This window comes from Curtobacterium sp. UNCCL20 (assembly GCF_900101675.1).
Classification (GTDB): domain Bacteria; phylum Actinomycetota; class Actinomycetes; order Actinomycetales; family Microbacteriaceae; genus Curtobacterium.
In genome coordinates, this window is the sequence record NZ_FNKG01000004.1 from 428,106 (window position 1) to 444,883 (window position 16,778).

A 16,778-nucleotide genomic window follows, 5' to 3' on the forward strand; every position below is an offset into this window, starting at 1 on the left:
TCTCGGACTCGGGGACCCGAGAACTGTCGCTGACCCCGAGACTCGGGTCGCGCCCGCGACGCGGGACGAGACGGCCTGGAGGCGCGGTGCGGGCTGGCACCGCGCCTCCAGTCCGGTGGTGGTCGCGTCAGCGAACGGGCGGCGGCAGCCGCACCAGCTCCACGGACAGGTCTCGGCTGTCGACCCTGCCGCGCATCCAGGTGTGGTCGGGCTGGCGCCGGCGGTCGGTCGGGGAACCGGGGTTGAGCAGCCGGAGCCCGGACGGCGTGACGGTGTCCCAGGGGATGTGCGAGTGCCCGAAGACGAGGACGTCGGTGTCCGGGTACTCCTCGGTCATGCGGCGTTCGCGGCCGGTCGTGGCTCCGGTCTCGTGCACCAGCGCGAACCGGAGGTCCTCGACGGCGAAGCGGGCGACGAGAGGCAGGCGGTCGTCGAACTCGGAGCCGTCGTTGTTGCCGCGGACGCCCACGAACCGGCGGGACCGGGCCTCGATCGCGTCGAGCGTGGCGAGGTCCACCCAGTCGCCGGCGTGCACGACCAGGTCAGCGGCGTCGATGTCCGCCCAGAGCGGCGCGGGCAGGTCCTTCGCCCGCTTCGGCAGGTGGGTGTCGGAGAGCAGGACGAACGAGGTCGTCACGACTCCGAGCGCCCCGGCATCGGGAGGCCGGCCTCGTCCGCGAGGCCCAGTCGTTCGAGCAGCCCGGCGAGCAGCGCGATGTCGTCGTCGGACCAGCTCGCGAGGCGTTCGTCGAGCGCGTCGCGGTGCAGCTGCACGGATCGGTCGAGCGCTGCGCGGCCGGCGTCCGTCGCCTCGAGGGGCTTCGCGTTGCCGGTACCGCCGTCGGTCGTCCGGATCAGTCCCGCCGCGAGGAGCCCGGACAGCTGCCGGGAGATCGTCGAGCGGTTGAGCCGCAGGTACCGGGCGATGTCGATGGCCATGCAGCCCCGGTGCTGCACGACGAAGTCGACGAGGGACTGGTCCACGACGCTCAGGATCGACTCCGAACCCCGCGCCCTGATGCTCGCCCGCCTCGTGATGCGGGCGAGTTCGGTGTAGGCACGCCCGATGTCGCTGTTGCGGACATCGGGCTTCGGGTCGGTCATCGGAGCACTCCAGCCTGTCGGTGCCGGCGCCGGCCGGCGGTGTTGGGTCCCGCCACCATACCGGCGGGTACGGTGTGCTCCGGCTCAGCGTCCCGCGGCGGCGGCCTGCAGCGCCGGGATGTCGAGCTTGACCATCTGCATCATCGCCTCGAAGACGCGTGCATTCGCCTCGGGGTCGCCCGAGCCGGTCATCAGTTCGCCCATCATCGACGGGGTCACCTGCCACGCCACACCCCAGCGGTCGAAGAGCCACCCGCAGCGCGAGGGTCGTCCGCCGTCGGCGAGGAGGGCGTCCCAGATGCGGTCGAGTTCCTCCTGGGTGTCCACGTCGACCTGGAACGACACCGCGTCGGAGTGCTCGTGGCCCGGGCCGCCGTTCATCGCCCGGTACGGCTGCCCGAGCAGCGTGAACTCCACCACGAGGGCCTTGCCGTCCGGGGTCTTCGACACGCTGTCGATGCGGCTGTCCGGGAACAGCGAGACGTAGTGCTCGGCGGCTTCCTCGGCCTGGTCGTCGTACCAGAGGAACGGGGTGATCGTCGGCATGGCGACGCCTTCCAGGGTCGGCTCAGTCCGCAGCGCCGCGGATGAGCAGGTCGGCCTTCTCGGGGTGCTCGTCGAACCACTTGCCGACGAACCAGCACATCGGGACGACGCGCTTCGTGGAGTTCGCCTCGACGTCGGCGACGGCGAAGTCGACGAGTTCGGCGGCGTACCCGTGCCCGCGGTGCTTGGGCACCGTGTAGGTGTGCGGGAAGGCGATCGCGTCGCCGTTCTCGCGGTAGTCGAGGACGCTCACGAGTTCGCCGCCGACGTACATCGCGTACCGGTCCTGGTCTGCTTCGTCGCGGAACTCGTGGTCCATGCGGCCATCATGCACCGCGCACGCGGCCGACGCCGCATCGGGAATGCAGAACGCACCACGGCGTTCTGGCCGACCATGACGACAATCGGCATCATCGGCGCAGGCCACATCGGATCCCAGCTCGCACGGCTCGCCGTGCAGCACGGCCACGACGTGGTCATCGCGAACTCCCGGGGTCCGGAGACCCTGACCGACCTGGTCGACGAGCTGCGTGCGCTGGGCGGCGCGGCGACGGGCACGACCGGCGGCTCCGCTGCGGGTTCGACCGGCGGCTCCGCCCGTGCGGCGACCCGTGACGAGGCGGCGGCCGCTGGCGAGATCGTGGTCGTGACGACCCCGCTCGCCGCGATCGAGACCATCCCCGTCGAACCCCTGGTGGGCAAGGTCGTGATCGACACGAACAACTACTACCCCGGCCGCGACGGCGACATCCCGGCGCTCGACGACGAGACGACCACGACGGCCGAGCTCCTGCAGGACCACCTCCCCGGCGCCCGCGTCGTGAAGGCCTTCAACCACATCGGCGCCGCGGACCTCACCGGCCACGCGACCCCGGCAGGCACGCCGGGCCGTCGGGCGCTCGTGGTGGCGGGCGACGACGCCGAGGCGAAGCGCGTCGTGACCGAGCTCATCGACGCGTTCGGGTTCGACGTCGTCGACGCGGGCCCGCTCGCCGAGGGCTGGCGCATCCAGCGGGACACCCCCGGCTACGGCCCCCGCTTCACCGCCGAGGAGCTGCGCGCCAAGCTGGCCGAGGCGACGCGCGGCTAGCGGCCCGCGCCCGGTGCCCCGCGCCCCGCGCCCGGCGCCCCGGGCCCCCGCCCAACAGCCCGAGACTCGGGCTCAGCGACAGTTCTCGCGGCCCCAGGCCCGAGAACTGTCGCTCACAGCGAGACTCGGGCCGCGCCGGACCGCGCCAGGGCCGGGGCCGGGCTGCGCCGCCCCGCCGGGCCCGGCCGCGCGGCCGCGCACTCACGCGCCGTCGAAGATCACCGTCATCTCGGCGAGGTCGTCCTCGGAGGGCGTCCACGCCGTCCCGGCCTCGGCGTTCTGCACGATCTGCTCGGGCTTCGTCGCACCCGCGATGACGCTCGAGAGCCCGGGCTGCGCGAGCAACCACGCGAACGTGGCCTGCAGCATCGTGACCTCGCGCTCGTCACAGAACCGCTGGAACTCCTCGACGATCCCCCACGGGGCGTCGGCGAGCAGCTGCGGCTTCGCCGTCGTCAGGCGTCCGTCGGCCGGCCCGCCGTCCTTCGTGTACTTGCCGGTGAGCAGCCCGTTGTAGAGCGGGAAGTACGGCAGGAACCCGAGGGCGTACGCGCGGACCGCCGGCAGCACCTCGTCCTCGACCCCCCGGGCGAGCGGGCTGTACTCGTTCTGCGCGGACACGAACGCCGTGGTGCCCGCGATCGACGCGGTCAGTTCGGCCTCGGCGATCTGCCACCCGGCGAAGTTCGAGTGGCCGATGTAGCGGATCTTGCCCTCGCGGACGAGGTCGTCGAGCACGGACAGGGTCTCCTCGATCGACGTCACGTCGTCCGGGCCGTGCATCTGGTACAGGTCGATCCAGTCGGTCCCGAGGCGCTTGAGCGACGACTCGACGGCGAGCCGCACGTACCGCCGGGAGCCACGGACGCCCCAGTCCGGCCCGTTCGCACCCCGCATGTCCATGCCGAACTTCGTCGCGAGGACGATCTCCTCGCGCCGCCCGGCGATCGCCTTGCCGAGCAGCTCCTCGGACAGGCCGGGGCGGCCGCCGTAGACGTCCGCCGTGTCGAAGAGGGTGACACCGGCGTCGAGGGCTGCACGGACGACGGCGTCCGTACCCTCCTGCGACTCAGTGAACGTGCCGGGCCGGCCGAAGTTGTTGCAGCCGATGCCGACGGTGGAGACGACGAGCCCCGAGGGCCCGAGCGGACGGTGTTCGATTCCGGTCATGCCTCGACCGTACCGGCGACCCCGGAACTGGGGCTGCGACGTGCGGGCCCGTTGCCGTTAGAACTGACGATGGATCAGGCTACGGAGGGAGTGCCGCAGTGGCATCGCATCGCTTGCCCGACGAGGAACGACCGCGTCGAGCGGTCCCCGCATGGGTGACGGCTCCGCCTGAGGGCGTTCCCGGCACGGTCGCGCCCGGGGCGGTCGCGCCCGGCGCACCGGGGCACGGCCACGACGCGGTCGACGGCCTGGAGGCACGCCCCGCCCCCGTCACGTCGGCCCCCGCCCCGGAGACGGTCGGCACGGAGACGGTCGGCACGGTCGGTTCCGTCGGCTCCGCCGACGCAGCCACCGCGGGTGACTTCGTCGTCCCCGACTACCCGCCGGACGAGGCCCTCCTGCCGCCCGCACCGACCTCGCCCACGGTGAGCACGGTGCCGTTCGACACCGCCTCGGTCGTCCCGGCGCCCGCCCCGGTCTCGCCGATCGACGCCGCTCACCGCGCGCCCGTCACCCCGGCCGTGCCGGTCGTCGGGCAGCCGCGGTTCTCCGTCCCGGGCCTCGAACACGTCGTCGTCGAGGGCACCGAACCCGAACCTGTCGGCCCGATCGGCTACCGGACCCCCGCACGCTTCGCGCACCAGCGTCCCGCGGTCACCGCACCGACGACCACCACGGCACCGGCGTCCTCGTCGGTCGCGCCCACCCGCGCGTTCGACGCGCTGATCACGCCGTCCGCTCCTGCTCCTGCTCCTGCTCCGACCGCGGGACCGACACCCGCCTCGACGGCCGGGACGGCGACCGCATCGAACGCTGCGGGCGCGACCACCGCAGCCGGACAGACCGCAGTGGTGGGCGCGTCCGTGGTGGCCGCCACGGGCCTCCAGGTCGAAGCGAAGCGCAGCACGGCCGGGGCGACCCCGATCGGCCCGACCCCGGGAGCCGTCCTCGGCGCCGTCGCCGGCCTGGCGACGCTCGGACTGGCGGCCTGGTGGTTCCTCGCGCCCGCGACCGTGCACGGCGTGGGCGTCGCGCTCGGCGTGATCGCCGTCCTGGTCTCCATCGTGACGCTGCGGAACCCCGCGGCGACGTGGCAGCGGCCGGTCGCGCTCCTCGGCGCCGTGCTCGGCGGTGTCGGCACGCTCGTGCTGCTGTGGGCGGTGGCGTCCGCGCTGCTGCCGATGGCGGGCGTGACGCTGCCCGACGTCACCGGTGCCGGCGTGGTGCCGACGCTCGCGCCGTAGCGTCCGCACCGTAGCGCCCGCGCCGCGTGCGCGCTGGTCCGCCTCAGACGGCGCGGACGACCCCGCGGGACAGGATCGCGTTCGTCAGGGCGTCGATCGGTTCCCGCTGCACCGTCGGGTTCGCGATGAGGACGTAGTCGACGGCGGGCAGCTCCGGAAGGGACAGTCGCTGCGAGACCTTCACGAGGTCCGCGGGGATGAGCGAGTGCGGGAACACCGCCACACCGATCCCGGCCCGCACGGCCGCGAGGACGCCGTTCACGTCACGCGTGTTGCAGGTGATCCGCCAGGTGCGCCCGGCGGCTTCGAGGGCGTCGATCGCCATCTGCCGACTGATGCTCGGCGCCTGGTACGCGATCAGCGGCACGGGCTCGCCGGGCTCCAGCGCGATGCCGTCCTGCGCCATCCACACCATCTGGTCGGTGGCGACCCGGGTGCCCTCGGCGGACTCCCCCGCGGTCTGCTTGATGAACACGAGGTCGAGCTGCCCCGCGTGCACGCGGCGGAGGAGCGGCGACGACTGGTTCACCGTGAGCTCGAGGTTCACCTGCGGGTGCAGGCGACGGAAGTCCCGGAGGATGCGTGGGAGCTGCGTGATCGCGAGGTCGTCGGCGGCGCCGAAGCGGAGCCTGCCGCGGGTCGCCGCGCCGGAGAAGTAGGCGTCGGCGGTGGCGTGCGCCGCGAGGATCGTCCGTGCGAACCCGGCCATCGCGTCCCCGTTGTCGGTGAGCGCGACGCCCCGGGTGTCCCGCGCGACGAGGGTCCGAGACACCGCGGTCTCGAGGCGTCGCACGTGCTGGGACACCGTCGGCTGGCTGATGCCGAGCCGTGCCCCGGCCTGGGTGAAGCTGCCGGTCTCGGCGACGGCCAGGAAGGTCTGCAGCAGGACGGGGTCGAGCACGGTGCACTCCGCTCATTCGACATCGCAATGGACTGATAGCCACCATAGGGGTATCGAATGGGCCGGCACCACGTAGTTTCGATGGGGTACCAGTTCCGTAGCCGACGTCCGGAGATCCCCACCCGTGAGCGCGTCATCGACGACCCTCCCCCCGCCCACCGAACCGCTCCCGATCCAGGCCACCCGACCGCCCTGGCGGCACACGCTCATCGCGCTGTCGGTCCCGAACTTCCGACTGTTCACCGCCACGAACCTCGTCGCGATGACCGCGGGCTGGATGCAGCGCATCGCCCAGGACTGGCTCGTCCTGCAGCTCACCGGCTCGGTCGCGCAGGTCGGCATCACCGTCGCCTGCCAGTTCGCACCGATGCTGCTGTTCGGGCTCTTCGGCGGGGTGATCGTCGACCGGTTCTCGAAGCGAGCGCTGATGATGATCACGCAGGGGTCGTTCGCGGTCCTCTCGGCACTGCTGGCCGTGCTCACCCTGGCCGGGGTCGTGCAGGCCTGGCACATCTGGGCGATCGCCTTCGTGGTCGGCATGGTCACCGTGATCGACAACCCCGCGCGCCAGGTGTTCGTCACCGAGATCGTCGGCCACCAGCACCTCCGGAACGCCATCAGTGTCAACTCGTCGGTGTTCCAGCTCGGCGGCATGATCGGCCCCGCGCTCTCCGGCGCGCTGCTCGTCGCGGTCGGGGCGGGCTGGTCGTTCGGGGTGAACGCGATCGCCTGCGTCGCCGTGGTCGTGACACTCGGGTTCCTGAAGGTGTCCGAACTCCACCGCACACCGCCGGCACCGCGCGGCAAGGGCCAGCTCGTCGAGGGCCTCCGCTACGCCGTCCGGAAGCCGACCATCATCGTGCCGGTCATCCTGGTGGCGTTCTTCTCGGTGTTCGCGCTGACGATGCCCGTGCTGCTGTCGGCCTTCGCGTCCGAGGTGTACGACGTCGGCGCGGGCGGCTACGGCCTGTTCAACTCCGCCGTCGCGATCGGCGCCCTCGTCGGCGCGCTGCTGTCCACCCGCCGCGCCACGGTCCGGCTCCGCACCATCGTCGGCGGCGTGTTCTGGACCGGGGTGCTGCTCGTCCTCACCGGGTCGATCCCGGTCATCGCGCCGTTCACCGTCGCGCTCGTGGCCGTCGGGATGTCACAGCTGCTGTTCCAGACCGCGTCGAACTCGCTCGTGCAGCTGTCCTCGAACGTGGCGATCCGCGGCCGGGTGATGTCGCTGTACGTCCTGGTGCTGCTCGGCGGTCAGGCGATCGGCGGCCCGCTCATGGGGCAGGTCGTCGACCACTTCGGTGCGCACGTCGGCATGGTCGTCGCCGGAGGGGTGCCCGCTGCCGCAGCCGCGGTCGTCGGCCTGGTCCTCGCCCGCCGGGGCGGCCTGCACCTGGCGGTGCGGATGCGGCACCACATGCCCGTGCCCTCCATCGTCGGCCACCGCTGACGGCGGGCGCTGTCGGTGCGGGGCCGCCTGCCGGCCTGGAGGCCCGTGGCTGGCTGGCCGGCGGCGGGTTGGCTGGTGCGCAAAACACCGGTGTTCGTCTGACGCACCCCGACATTGCAGGGCGCGACTGACGAGCACCGGTGTTTCGCGAGCGAGAACCGGGCGGGGTGGCTCAGTACGCGACGCCGAACCGCGCCTGGTGATGCGCCGGCGTGACGATCTCGTCGACGAAGGCGATCGCGAAGTCCTCGCCGGAGATGTCCGAGTTGCCGTCGGCGTCGGCGAGGAGCACGTCGTCCGAGCTGCGGTAGGTGCCGCGACGCTCGCCGGGGTTGTAGCCGCCGAAGGCCGCAGCCGGGCTCACGTAGAACCAGTCGACCTCGGTGTCCCCGGCACGGAGAGCCTCGAGGATCTGACCGTGGCTCTTCGCCTCGCCCTTGAACGCGTCCGGGAACTCGGCCGTGTCGTACAGCGCGGGTCCGCCCTCGGCGACGAGCATCGAACCGGCACCGCCGACGATGCCGAGACGGGCACCCGAAGCAGCGGCAGCGTCGACGAACGGCTGGAACTTGTCCTTGAGCTCGCTGCCGTCCGCCTGGACCGCGTGCAGGGCGACGACGATGACATCGGCGCCCTTCGTGACCTCGGCGACGAAGTCGGCGTCGAACGCATCGCCCTGCGCCGCCGTCAGTCCCTCGGCCGACTCGAGCTTGGACGTGTCGCGGGCGACGGCGGTGACGGCGATGCCGCGGGACAGGGCCTCGCGGGTGATGGCGGAGCCGGCGTAGCCGGTGCCACCGAAGACGACGATGCTGGTCATGGAGCTTCCTCTCGTTGGCGGTACGACGGGGTGCCGTCGTGGACGTTGACACTCACCGTACAAGCGTTACTCTCTTTGAGTAAGTAGGCACCTCGCAGTGCGTGTCTCACTCGCCCACCCGGAGGATCCATGTCAGCGCTCGAGTACAGCCCCTACGCCGCCGAGTGCCCCTCCCGGCAGCTCCTCGACCGCATCGGCGACCGGTGGAGCGTCCTCACCGTCGGCACCCTCGCCGACGGTCCGGCACGCTACTCGGCGATCGCGAACCGGGTGCAGGGCGTGTCCCAGAAGATGCTCACCCAGACACTGCGGGCGCTCGAGCGCGACGGACTCGTGACACGGACGGTCTTCCCCGAGATCCCGCCGCACGTCGAGTACGAGCTGACCGACCGCGGCCGCTCCCTCCGGACCGTGCTCCGGCCGCTCGAGGACTGGGCGACCTCGCACATGGACGAGGTCACGGTCTCACGCGAGGAGTACGACGCCCGCTGAGTGCTCCCGGAATCCACCGGGGCCGAGCGTGGTTGCCTGGGGACATGCGATCTGTCGTCTACACAACGCCCGGTGACTCGTCCGTCCTCGAACTCGTCGACCGCGAGGTCCCGGAACCCGGCGCCGGCGAGGTCCGCGTCCGCGTCGTCGTCTCCGGCGTCAACCCGACGGACTGGAAGGCCCGGGCCGGTGGGACCTACGGCGACGGCCTGCCCTTCCCCGAGATCACGCCGAACCAGGACGGTGCGGGCGTCGTGGACGCCGTCGGCGAGGGCGTCGATGGGCTCGCCGTCGGGGACCGCGTCTGGCTCTACATGTCCGCCGCCGGCCGCCCGACGGGCACGGCGCAGGAGTACACGGTCGTCCCCGCAGCCCGCGCCGTCCCGCTGCCCGAGGGCACCTCGTTCGACGTCGGCGCCTCGCTCGGCGTCCCCGCGATGACCGCGCACCGAGCGCTCACCACCCACGAGCACGGTCCCGCACGGCTCTCCCCCGGCGCCCTCGCCGGCAAGGTCGTCCTCGCCGCGGGCGGTGCCGGCGCCGTCGGCCACGCCGCGATCCAGCTCGCCCGCTGGGCCGGGGCGACCGTCATCTCGACGATCAGCTCGGACGCGAAGGCCGCCCTTGCCACGGCCGCCGGAGCGCACCACACGGTGAACTACCGGGACGACGACGCTGCCGCGCAGATCCGCGAGATCACCCCGGACGGCGTCGACATCGTGGTCGAGGTGTCGATCCCGCAGAACGCCGGACTCGTCGCCGAGGTCCTGGCGAACCACGGCGTGGTCTCGATCTACGCGAACAACGGCGGTGACGAGGCGACCCTGCCGATCCGTCCCAACATGAGCGTCAACGCCCGGTACCAGTTCCTGCTGCTCTACACGATCGGCGACGAGGCCCTGACCGCCGCCGCCGAGGACGTCACCGCGGCGCTCCGCGACGGCGTCCTGCCCGTCGGCGAGGACGCCGGTCTGCCGCTCGTCCGGTTCGGACTCGAGGACACCGCCGCTGCGCACGACGCGGTCGAGGGTGACACCGTCGGCAAGGTCCTCATCGACGTCGCCCCCGCCGCCTGACGGCGAACGCGCGAAGGCCACCGCGAGCGTAGGCCACCGGGAGCGCTGCCGACGCAGGAGCCCCGCGCATGCACGAACCGCTGCGTCCACCGACCGGATGTGGTCGGCGGACGCAGCGGTTCGGTGCCGGAGCCCGGCCGGTCAGCGGCGCTGGTTCGCCGCGATCCGTTCGGCCACGCGCACGCGCGCCTCGACGAGCTCACGCTCGAGGTTGGCGGCGATGACGTCGAGGTCCTCGTAGTCCGCATCGGTGGTGTCGACGTTCCAGTTCGGCGAGCTCAGGCGAGCACGCCCGAACGCCTTGGGAGCAGGGTTCACGGTCGTCATGGGGGGATCGTACGTCGAGCGTCCGACAGAACGAGTCAGCATCATGGGCCTTTCCGGTATCGCCGGTCTCGCTCGGGGAACGAGTACGTGAGGGAGAACGCGACGGCGAGGAACGAGGCCATCATCGCGACGTTCTTCGTGTCGAGGTCGGTGAAGGCGTCCTGCGCGGGCGAGTCCACCGTGAGCATGCCGAACGAGTACTCGTCCGACCGGATCACCACGGACACGTACGAGGTGTACCGCGGCTCGAAGTCGGGGAGGTCCTGGTCGGCGTCGACGTCCGCCGTGCGGTCGCCGACCACGCGCGGCGCACCGCCGATCAGCACCCACTCGAGGTTGCGGTCGCCGTACGGGGTGCCCGCACGGAACACCCCCGCGGTGTCACCGGCGCCGCCGTGGCCGATCGGCTCGAGCGCTGCCAGGTCCGCCGACAGCTGGTACACGTTGGCGCGCACGTCCGGCACGCCCGGCAGCAGGTAGAACGCGAGCGCCACCGCGACCCGGTCGGCGAAGCCCGGCAGTTCCGACCGGCGGTCGCGCCGCGGGACCTCGGTGAAGCGGACGAGGCGTGACGCGATCTGGGTGAAGGCGTACCGGACGGCGGTCGACTGCTCGCGCTCGACGTGCGCCGCCGATTCCTCGGCCGCGAGTCGCGCCGCCTCGCTGCGCCGGGTGCGGACGACCTGCACCAGCACCGCGCCGACGAGGACCGCGAGCCCGAACACCACGAGCGAGACCCGCACGGCCGGGGTCACGAAGAGGTTCGGCAGCTGGAACGCCGCGGTCGGGGCGGCCGCGACGAGCACGGGCCACACTACCGCCCGGACACGGCCGGCGTGCGTCCCTCGTCGTTCTCCTGGATGCCCCATGTCCTCGACGCTAGGGCACCCCACCGACGCGGACGGAGTTGTCCACAGGCTGAGATCCCGACCCGTCGAAGTCGTGCCGCGCACGTCGTCCGGGTGACGAAGTTGTCCTCCGCAACGCTGACTTGACCCCCGAACGGGGCACGCGGAGCATCGTGCCATGAAGCAGCGAACGAACCGCAGGGCCCTCGCGCTGACCGCGACCGCAGCCCTCGTCCTCCTCGGCGGATCCCTCGGCGCCACGGCCGCGAACGCCGCCACCGCCTCCCCGAACGTCATCGGCGGCCAGCAGGCACCGAGCACCCCGTGGGAGGTGCAGCTGGTGTTCCAGCAGGGCGGCACGGACACCTTCGGGTGCACCGGCGAGCAGCTCAACGCCTCGTGGGTGCTGACCGCGCAGCACTGCGTCGACGGCACCACCGCGATGAACGTCTACCACTCGAACAGCACCACGAACCGGGGCGCCGCGACCGCCGCGGACCGGCTGTACTCCGCGCCGACCGGTGACATCGCACTCGTGCACCTCCGCACCGCGAAGTCGCTCGCCTCGTACGCCCCGCTCGACCTCGCGTACACGACGAAGTCGTCCGGCACGGGCACGATCATGGGGTACGGGAACCGTGCGGACAGCGTGCCGACCACCGGCCTCTACCAGGCGAGTGTGAACCTGACGGGTGCCTCGACGGACGCCTACTCCGGCCGCGCACAGCACGTCACCGGCGTCTCCGGAGCCGCGAACCACGGCGACTCCGGCGGCCCCCTGCTCGTGAACGGCAAGGTCGTCGGCGTCTGCTCGACCGGCGACGTGGCCGACCCGGGCGCGAACACGCACGCGGGTGCGAACTACGCGGTCCTCACCCAGAGCGCGAGCTGGATCCGCTCCACGGCGGGCGTCTGACCCAGCCCACCGACAGACGGCCTGGAGGCACGTGGCGGCGCCGCCACGTGCCTCCAGGCCGTCACCCACTCGCGTTCCCGAGCCGCCGGTTACGCTGTCCCCGTGTCAGAGCCGCGCCGCAGTCCGGGGAATCAAGCTTCACTGCGTGAAGCCAACCGGGGTCGCGTCGTCAGTGCGGTGAAGCGCCACGGCGGTCTGACGCAGGTCGAACTGGCCGGCGTGACCGGTCTCTCCCCCGCCACGGTCTCGAACATCGTCAAGGAACTCGTGGCGACCGGCGCCCTGCACGCCACCCCGAGCACCTCGAGCGGTCGCCGCGCGCTCCGCGTGACCCTGCCGCACGGCCTCGGCCTCGTCGCCGGCGTGCACGTCTCGCCCCGGCACCTCCGGCTGGCGCTGTCCGACCTGAACGGCACGGTCCTCGCCGAGCGACACATGCCCCTGGCGCGCGACCACCGTGCCGACGCCGAGCTCGACAAGACGGCGCTGCTCATCATGGACATGGTCGAGTCGATCGAGTCCTCGATGGACGAGGTGCTCTCGGTGGGCCTCGCCGTGGCCGCACCGATCGACAGGCGCACCGGGATGACGGCCCGCGGTGGGATCCTCCGCGGGTGGGACGGCATCCCGCTCGGGCAGTCGCTCGCCCGTCGGATGGACAAACCGGTGCAGGTGGACAACTCCGCCAACCTCGCAGCCCTCGCCGAACACCGGAGCGGCGCAGCCCGCGGGCGCGACACCGTCGTCACGCTCGACGTCGGCAACGGCATCGGCGTGGGACTCGTGCTCGACGGGCGGCTCCACCGCGGGCACCACGGCGTCGCGGGGGAGTTCGGCCACACCCCCGTCGTGCCGCACGGTCCGATCTGCCGGTGCGGCAACCGCGGCTGCCTCGAGGCCGTCGCCGGCGCGCCCGCCGTGCTCGAGGGCATCCGCGACGAGGTCGGCACCCTGAAGCTGGCGGACCTGATCCTCCGCGCGATGGGCGGCGACCAGGTGTGCATGCGCGCGGTCGCGGACGCCGGGCACGCGATCGGCACCGCGGCGGTCGGCCTCTGCAACGTCCTCGACCCGGAGCGCGTCGTCGTGACCGGCGAGTTCGCACGCGCCGGGGAACTGCTGCTCGGTCCGATGCGGCACGCCCTCGAGTCGATGCTCATCGTCGACGCCGACGGGACCCCGGACGTGGTGCAGGGGCAGCTCGGCGAGAAGGCCGCGGTGACCGGCGCCCTGGCGCTCGCGATCGAGGCGGTCGACGTCACCAGGCCGCGCTGAGCGGACAGCGCAGAACGCGGGCTGCCACGCCCCGGGGAACACGGGTTCCGCGCGTTGATGACGAGGCACATCGCGTCCTGCCGGACGCCCCGAAGATAACGATCTCGTCACGGCGCGCGACCCTTGCGTTCAACTCTTGCAGCCAAGAACACCCGCTGCCACACTCAGGGCACCGCCAACGTGGGCGGTCCACCTGTTGGAGGACGTTTCAATGAAGAAATCCACCACACGAGCCATGCTGGGCGTCGGCGCCCTGCTGCTCGCCATCACCACACTGGCGGGGTGTTCCAACGGCTCCGACGCGAGCACCGGGTCCGGCGGAGGCGACGCGTCGAACGCCAAGATCGGCCTGCTCCTCCCCGACTCCGTCACCGCCCGCTACGCCAGCGCCGACCGTCCGCTCTTCACCGCCGAGGTGAAGAAGCAGTGCAGCGGCTGCTCCGTCATCTATGCGAACGCCGACGGCGACGCCTCGAAGCAGCTGCAGCAGGCCCAGTCGATGCTCACCCAGGGCGTCAAGGTCCTCGTCCTCGACCCGTTCGACGGTGAGGCCGCAGCGTCCATCGTGCAGCAGGCCAAGGCCAAGAAGGTGCCGGTCATCTCCTACGACCGACTCATCGACAGCCCGGACCTCAGCTACTACATCTCCTTCGACAACGAGAAGGTGGGCGAGCTCCAGGGCCAAGCGCTCGTCGACGCCCTCAAGGCGAAGAACGTGCCGTCCGGCTCCGGCATCATCATGGTGAACGGCTCGCCGACCGACAACAACGCCTCGCAGTTCAAGAAGGGCGCCCACTCGGTCATCGACTCGAGCGGCTACAAGGTGCTCGCCGAGTACGACACACCCGGATGGGACCCCGCCAAGGCGCAGGACTGGGCCGCCGGGCAGATCAGCAAGCTCGGTGCCGACAAGATCACCGGCGTCTACGCGGCGAACGACGACACCGGCGGTGGTGTCATCGCGGCACTGAAGTCGGCCGGCGTGAAGACGCTGCCCCCGGTGACCGGTCAGGACGCCTCCCTCGCCGGCATCCAGCGCATCCTCGCCGGTGAGCAGTACATGACGGTCTACAAGGCCTTCAAGCCGGAGGCCTCGAAGGCGGCCGACCTCGCGATCCAGTTCGCGAAGGGCGACAAGCCGAAGGGCGACACGACCGTCAAGACCGCCAAGGGCGACAGCGTCCAGTCGACGCTGCTCGAGCCGGTGGCCGTGACCACGAAGAACGTCCAGTCCACCGTGGTCAAGGACGGCCTGTACAAGGTGACGCAGATCTGCACCTCCGCGTACACGTCCGCCTGCGACGCTGCCGGCATCAAGTGAGTGACGCCGCTCGCAGCGATTGACACCCGCCTGCCCGCCCGGTCCGTCATCGGACCGGGCGGGCCTCACCGATCGAGGACGACACCCGTGAGCACGACACCCGTGAGCAACGAGTCACCAGCAGCACACCCCACCGCCGACCCGGTGATGTCCCTCCGCGGGATCACCAAGCGGTTCGGCGCCGTCCAGGCCCTCAGCGAGATCGACTTCGACGTGTACCCGGGCGAGGTGGTCGCGATCGTCGGCGACAACGGCGCCGGCAAGTCGACGTTCGTGAAGATCCTCGCCGGGGTCTACACGCCGGACGGCGGCACGATCACCTTCAACGGCGACGAGGTCACCGTCCCGAACCCCGCGGCGGCGCAGGCGCTCGGCATCGCCACCGTCTTCCAGGACCTCGCCCTCGCCGACAACCTCGACGTGGTGTCGAACCTGTTCCTCGGCCGCGAGATCGCCCACCCGCTCCTCGACGAGGAGGAGATGGAGCGCCGCTCGTGGGAGCTCCTCCAGCAGCTCGCCGCGCGCATCCCGTCGGTGCGCATCCCGATCGCCTCGTTGTCCGGCGGGCAGCGGCAGACGGTCGCGATCGCCCGCTCGCTGATCGGCGACCCCCAGGTCGTGATCCTCGACGAGCCGACCGCGGCCCTCGGCGTCGCACAGACCGCCGAGGTGCTCAACCTCGTCGAGCGGCTCCGCGAGCGGGGCCACGGGGTCATCCTCATCAGCCACAACCTCGCGGACGTGCAGGCGGTGGCGGACCGGGTCGCGGTCCTCCGCCTCGGCCGCAACAACGGCACGTTCCGGATCGACGACGTCTCCTACGAGGAGATCATCGCCGCGATCACCGGTGCCACCGACAACGCCGTCACGCGTCGCGCGGCCGCCCGGACCGAGCAGGAGACCTCAGCATGAGCAAGACCGACGAGACCCTCACCGCGGCGACGCCGACCCCCTCGGCGGCGGACCTGCAGGACGAGCGGCTGCTCCGGGACCAGGGCATCGGCGGGGCCGCGAAGGCGTTCGTGCGCCGGGTCCGCGGCGGCGACATCGGGTCGCTGCCGGTGGTTGTCGGCCTCATCGTCATCTGGGCGGTGTTCCAGGCGCTCTCCCCCGACTTCCTCTCCCCCGGCAACCTCGTCAACCTCGCCCTGCAGTGCGCCGCGGTCGGCACGATCGCGATCGGCATCGTGCTGGTCCTGCTCCTCGGCGAGATCGACCTGTCCGTCGGCAGCGTCAGTGGTCTGGCGGCCGCGATCCTCGGGCAGGGGCTGACCACGCTCGGCTGGCCGCTCTGGCTGGTGCTCGTCGTGGCACTCGCCGTCGGTGCCGCCGCCGGTCTGCTCTACGGCCTCCTGTTCACCCGCTTCGGCGTCCCGAGCTTCGTCATCACGCTCGCCGGCCTCCTCGGGTTCCTCGGACTGCAGCTGCTCATCCTCGGCCCGAACGGCTCCATCAACCTGCCGTACTCGTCGCCGATCGTGCAGTTCGCCTCGGCGTCGTACCTGCCGCCGTGGCTCGCGTACCTGCTCGCCGCGGTCGCCGCCGGAGGCCTCTTCTTCACCGAGGTCCGGCGCGCTGCCCGTCGCCGCCGTGCCGGGTTGTCCACCGGCGCGATGTCCCTCACGATCGCGAAGTCCGTCGCGCTCTTCATCGCCCTCGGCGTGATGGTCTGGTACCTGTCGCGTGACTTCGGCACCGGCACGTCGTTCGTGTTCTTCGTGGTGCTCGTCGTCCTGATGAACTTCGTGCTGAAGCGCACCCGGTGGGGCCGCTCGGTGTTCGCGGTCGGCGGCAACGTCGAGGCCGCTCGCCGGTCCGGCATCCGGGTGAACCGGATCTACATCTCGGTGTTCGTGCTGACGTCCCTGTTCGCCACGATCGGCGGCATCCTCGCTGCTGCCCGGCTGAACTCCGCGAGCCTGTCCTCGGGTGCCGGCGACACGAACCTCAACGCGATCGCCGCCGCGGTGATCGGCGGGACGAGCCTCTTCGGTGGTCGCGGCAGCGCGTGGTCGGCGCTCCTCGGCATCATCGTCATCCAGTCGATCTCGAACGGCTTGACCCTGCTCAGCCTGGACTCCTCGATCCGGTACATGATCACCGGCGCGGTCCTCCTCCTCGCCGTCATCATCGACTCGCTGTCGCGGCGCAGTCGCGCCAGCCACGGCGCGGCCTGAGCGGGCCCGGAACGTCCCCAG

19 protein-coding genes are annotated in these 16,778 nt (G+C 71.6%); 10 read left to right on the top strand and 9 right to left on the bottom strand.

Translation table 11 applies throughout. The annotated features are described in order from the left end of the window. Window positions 1-127 precede the first annotated feature (127 nt). From BLT36_RS17625 to BLT36_RS17640, 4 genes are all read right to left on the bottom strand, one after another. Complete coding sequence (locus tag BLT36_RS17625) at window positions 128-637, bottom strand: metallophosphoesterase family protein (RefSeq protein WP_092097097.1); 510 nt, start codon at window positions 635-637, stop codon at window positions 128-130. Further along, a complete protein-coding gene (locus tag BLT36_RS17630; RefSeq protein ID WP_092097099.1) occupies window positions 634-1,104 on the bottom strand; it encodes a MarR family winged helix-turn-helix transcriptional regulator in 471 nt (156 codons plus the stop codon). Before BLT36_RS17630 ends, BLT36_RS17625 begins: the two co-directional genes overlap by 4 nt. A gap of 84 nt (window positions 1,105-1,188) precedes the next feature. Next, window positions 1,189-1,650 carry a VOC family protein gene (locus tag BLT36_RS17635; protein WP_092097100.1) on the bottom strand — a complete coding sequence of 154 codons (462 nt, stop codon included), beginning with the start codon at window positions 1,648-1,650 and terminating at the stop codon, window positions 1,189-1,191. A gap of 22 nt (window positions 1,651-1,672) precedes the next feature. Continuing rightward, window positions 1,673-1,969 (bottom strand): GNAT family N-acetyltransferase, encoded by a 297-nt coding sequence (locus BLT36_RS17640; RefSeq protein ID WP_092097102.1) that lies wholly within the window; start codon window positions 1,967-1,969, stop codon window positions 1,673-1,675. 75 nt (window positions 1,970-2,044) lie between these two features. On the opposite strand from BLT36_RS17640, the gene BLT36_RS17645 reads away from it, so the two are divergent. Continuing rightward, window positions 2,045-2,740 carry an NADPH-dependent F420 reductase gene (locus BLT36_RS17645; protein WP_092097335.1) on the top strand — a complete coding sequence of 232 codons (696 nt, stop codon included), beginning with the start codon at window positions 2,045-2,047 and terminating at the stop codon, window positions 2,738-2,740. A 201-nt stretch (window positions 2,741-2,941) separates the two neighbouring features. Here the strand turns inward: BLT36_RS17645 and BLT36_RS17650 are convergent, their stop codons facing one another. Then, window positions 2,942-3,910: an aldo/keto reductase gene (locus BLT36_RS17650; RefSeq protein WP_092097103.1), complete on the bottom strand. Its 969-nt coding sequence runs from the start codon at window positions 3,908-3,910 to the stop codon at window positions 2,942-2,944. A gap of 98 nt (window positions 3,911-4,008) precedes the next feature. Between BLT36_RS17650 and BLT36_RS18865 the strand changes: the two genes are divergently transcribed. After that, the gene (locus BLT36_RS18865; RefSeq protein WP_175529710.1) at window positions 4,009-5,154 is read left to right on the top strand and encodes a hypothetical protein; all 1,146 of its coding nucleotides are present in this window, start codon (window positions 4,009-4,011) and stop codon (window positions 5,152-5,154) included. Window positions 5,155-5,197: 43 nt separating this feature from the next. Here the strand turns inward: BLT36_RS18865 and BLT36_RS17660 are convergent, their stop codons facing one another. Beyond that, window positions 5,198-6,055, bottom strand: coding sequence for a LysR substrate-binding domain-containing protein (locus BLT36_RS17660; protein ID WP_092097106.1), 858 nt, complete (start codon window positions 6,053-6,055; stop codon window positions 5,198-5,200). 124 nt (window positions 6,056-6,179) lie between these two features. Here BLT36_RS17660 and BLT36_RS17665 point away from each other — a divergent pair, with 124 nt between their 5' ends. After that, window positions 6,180-7,505 carry an MFS transporter gene (locus BLT36_RS17665; protein WP_092097108.1) on the top strand — a complete coding sequence of 442 codons (1,326 nt, stop codon included), beginning with the start codon at window positions 6,180-6,182 and terminating at the stop codon, window positions 7,503-7,505. Window positions 7,506-7,677: 172 nt separating this feature from the next. On the opposite strand, the gene BLT36_RS17670 is transcribed toward BLT36_RS17665, so the two are convergent. After that, on the bottom strand, window positions 7,678-8,325 hold the full coding sequence (locus BLT36_RS17670; protein ID WP_092097110.1) for an NAD(P)-dependent oxidoreductase: 648 nt from the start codon (window positions 8,323-8,325) through the stop codon (window positions 7,678-7,680). A 129-nt stretch (window positions 8,326-8,454) separates the two neighbouring features. Here BLT36_RS17670 and BLT36_RS17675 point away from each other — a divergent pair, with 129 nt between their 5' ends. Then, a complete protein-coding gene (locus BLT36_RS17675; RefSeq protein WP_092097112.1) occupies window positions 8,455-8,817 on the top strand; it encodes a winged helix-turn-helix transcriptional regulator in 363 nt (120 codons plus the stop codon). A gap of 44 nt (window positions 8,818-8,861) precedes the next feature. Beyond that, a complete protein-coding gene (locus tag BLT36_RS17680; RefSeq protein WP_092097113.1) occupies window positions 8,862-9,893 on the top strand; it encodes an NADPH:quinone reductase in 1,032 nt (343 codons plus the stop codon). Between the two features lie 141 nt (window positions 9,894-10,034). On the opposite strand, the gene BLT36_RS17685 is transcribed toward BLT36_RS17680, so the two are convergent. Further along, the gene (locus BLT36_RS17685; RefSeq protein ID WP_092097115.1) at window positions 10,035-10,220 is read right to left on the bottom strand and encodes a hypothetical protein; all 186 of its coding nucleotides are present in this window, start codon (window positions 10,218-10,220) and stop codon (window positions 10,035-10,037) included. A 41-nt stretch (window positions 10,221-10,261) separates the two neighbouring features. Beyond that, window positions 10,262-11,089 carry a GAF domain-containing protein gene (locus BLT36_RS17690; RefSeq protein ID WP_139166515.1) on the bottom strand — a complete coding sequence of 276 codons (828 nt, stop codon included), beginning with the start codon at window positions 11,087-11,089 and terminating at the stop codon, window positions 10,262-10,264. Between the two features lie 157 nt (window positions 11,090-11,246). Here BLT36_RS17690 and BLT36_RS17695 point away from each other — a divergent pair, with 157 nt between their 5' ends. The 5 genes from BLT36_RS17695 to BLT36_RS17715 all read left to right on the top strand — a co-directional run bounded on the left by BLT36_RS17695 (window position 11,247) and on the right by BLT36_RS17715 (window position 16,757). Further along, the gene (locus BLT36_RS17695; protein WP_092097118.1) at window positions 11,247-11,984 is read left to right on the top strand and encodes a S1 family peptidase; all 738 of its coding nucleotides are present in this window, start codon (window positions 11,247-11,249) and stop codon (window positions 11,982-11,984) included. A gap of 102 nt (window positions 11,985-12,086) precedes the next feature. Then, entirely contained in the window at window positions 12,087-13,259 is a 1,173-nt protein-coding gene (locus BLT36_RS17700) for an ROK family transcriptional regulator (protein ID WP_092097120.1), read from the top strand. A 211-nt stretch (window positions 13,260-13,470) separates the two neighbouring features. Next, window positions 13,471-14,580, top strand: coding sequence for an ABC transporter substrate-binding protein (locus BLT36_RS17705; protein WP_092097121.1), 1,110 nt, complete (start codon window positions 13,471-13,473; stop codon window positions 14,578-14,580). 147 nt (window positions 14,581-14,727) lie between these two features. Continuing rightward, complete coding sequence (locus BLT36_RS17710) at window positions 14,728-15,492, top strand: ATP-binding cassette domain-containing protein (RefSeq protein WP_092097123.1); 765 nt, start codon at window positions 14,728-14,730, stop codon at window positions 15,490-15,492. Then, complete coding sequence (locus BLT36_RS17715; RefSeq protein ID WP_092097125.1) at window positions 15,489-16,757, top strand: sugar ABC transporter permease; 1,269 nt, start codon at window positions 15,489-15,491, stop codon at window positions 16,755-16,757. Before BLT36_RS17710 ends, BLT36_RS17715 begins: the two co-directional genes overlap by 4 nt. Window positions 16,758-16,778 lie beyond the last annotated feature (21 nt).

What these genes read in the sequence shown, in the direction of transcription:
- BLT36_RS17630 (WP_092097099.1), bottom strand. Translation starts at nt 1,104, where the DNA reads ATGACCGACCCGAAGCCCGATGTCCGCAACAGCGACATCGGGCGTGCC.
- BLT36_RS17635 (WP_092097100.1), bottom strand. Translation starts at nt 1,650, where the DNA reads ATGCCGACGATCACCCCGTTCCTCTGGTACGACGACCAGGCCGAGGAA.
- BLT36_RS17640 (WP_092097102.1), bottom strand. Translation starts at nt 1,969, where the DNA reads ATGGACCACGAGTTCCGCGACGAAGCAGACCAGGACCGGTACGCGATG.
- BLT36_RS17645 (WP_092097335.1), top strand. Translation starts at nt 2,045, where the DNA reads ATGACGACAATCGGCATCATCGGCGCAGGCCACATCGGATCCCAGCTC.
- BLT36_RS17650 (WP_092097103.1), bottom strand. Translation starts at nt 3,910, where the DNA reads ATGACCGGAATCGAACACCGTCCGCTCGGGCCCTCGGGGCTCGTCGTC.
- BLT36_RS17670 (WP_092097110.1), bottom strand. Translation starts at nt 8,325, where the DNA reads ATGACCAGCATCGTCGTCTTCGGTGGCACCGGCTACGCCGGCTCCGCC.
- BLT36_RS17675 (WP_092097112.1), top strand. Translation starts at nt 8,455, where the DNA reads ATGTCAGCGCTCGAGTACAGCCCCTACGCCGCCGAGTGCCCCTCCCGG.
- BLT36_RS17680 (WP_092097113.1), top strand. Translation starts at nt 8,862, where the DNA reads ATGCGATCTGTCGTCTACACAACGCCCGGTGACTCGTCCGTCCTCGAA.
- BLT36_RS17685 (WP_092097115.1), bottom strand. Translation starts at nt 10,220, where the DNA reads ATGACGACCGTGAACCCTGCTCCCAAGGCGTTCGGGCGTGCTCGCCTG.
- BLT36_RS17690 (WP_139166515.1), bottom strand. Translation starts at nt 11,089, where the DNA reads ATGGGGCATCCAGGAGAACGACGAGGGACGCACGCCGGCCGTGTCCGG.
- BLT36_RS17695 (WP_092097118.1), top strand. Translation starts at nt 11,247, where the DNA reads ATGAAGCAGCGAACGAACCGCAGGGCCCTCGCGCTGACCGCGACCGCA.
- BLT36_RS17705 (WP_092097121.1), top strand. Translation starts at nt 13,471, where the DNA reads ATGAAGAAATCCACCACACGAGCCATGCTGGGCGTCGGCGCCCTGCTG.
- BLT36_RS17710 (WP_092097123.1), top strand. Translation starts at nt 14,728, where the DNA reads ATGTCCCTCCGCGGGATCACCAAGCGGTTCGGCGCCGTCCAGGCCCTC.
- BLT36_RS17715 (WP_092097125.1), top strand. Translation starts at nt 15,489, where the DNA reads ATGAGCAAGACCGACGAGACCCTCACCGCGGCGACGCCGACCCCCTCG.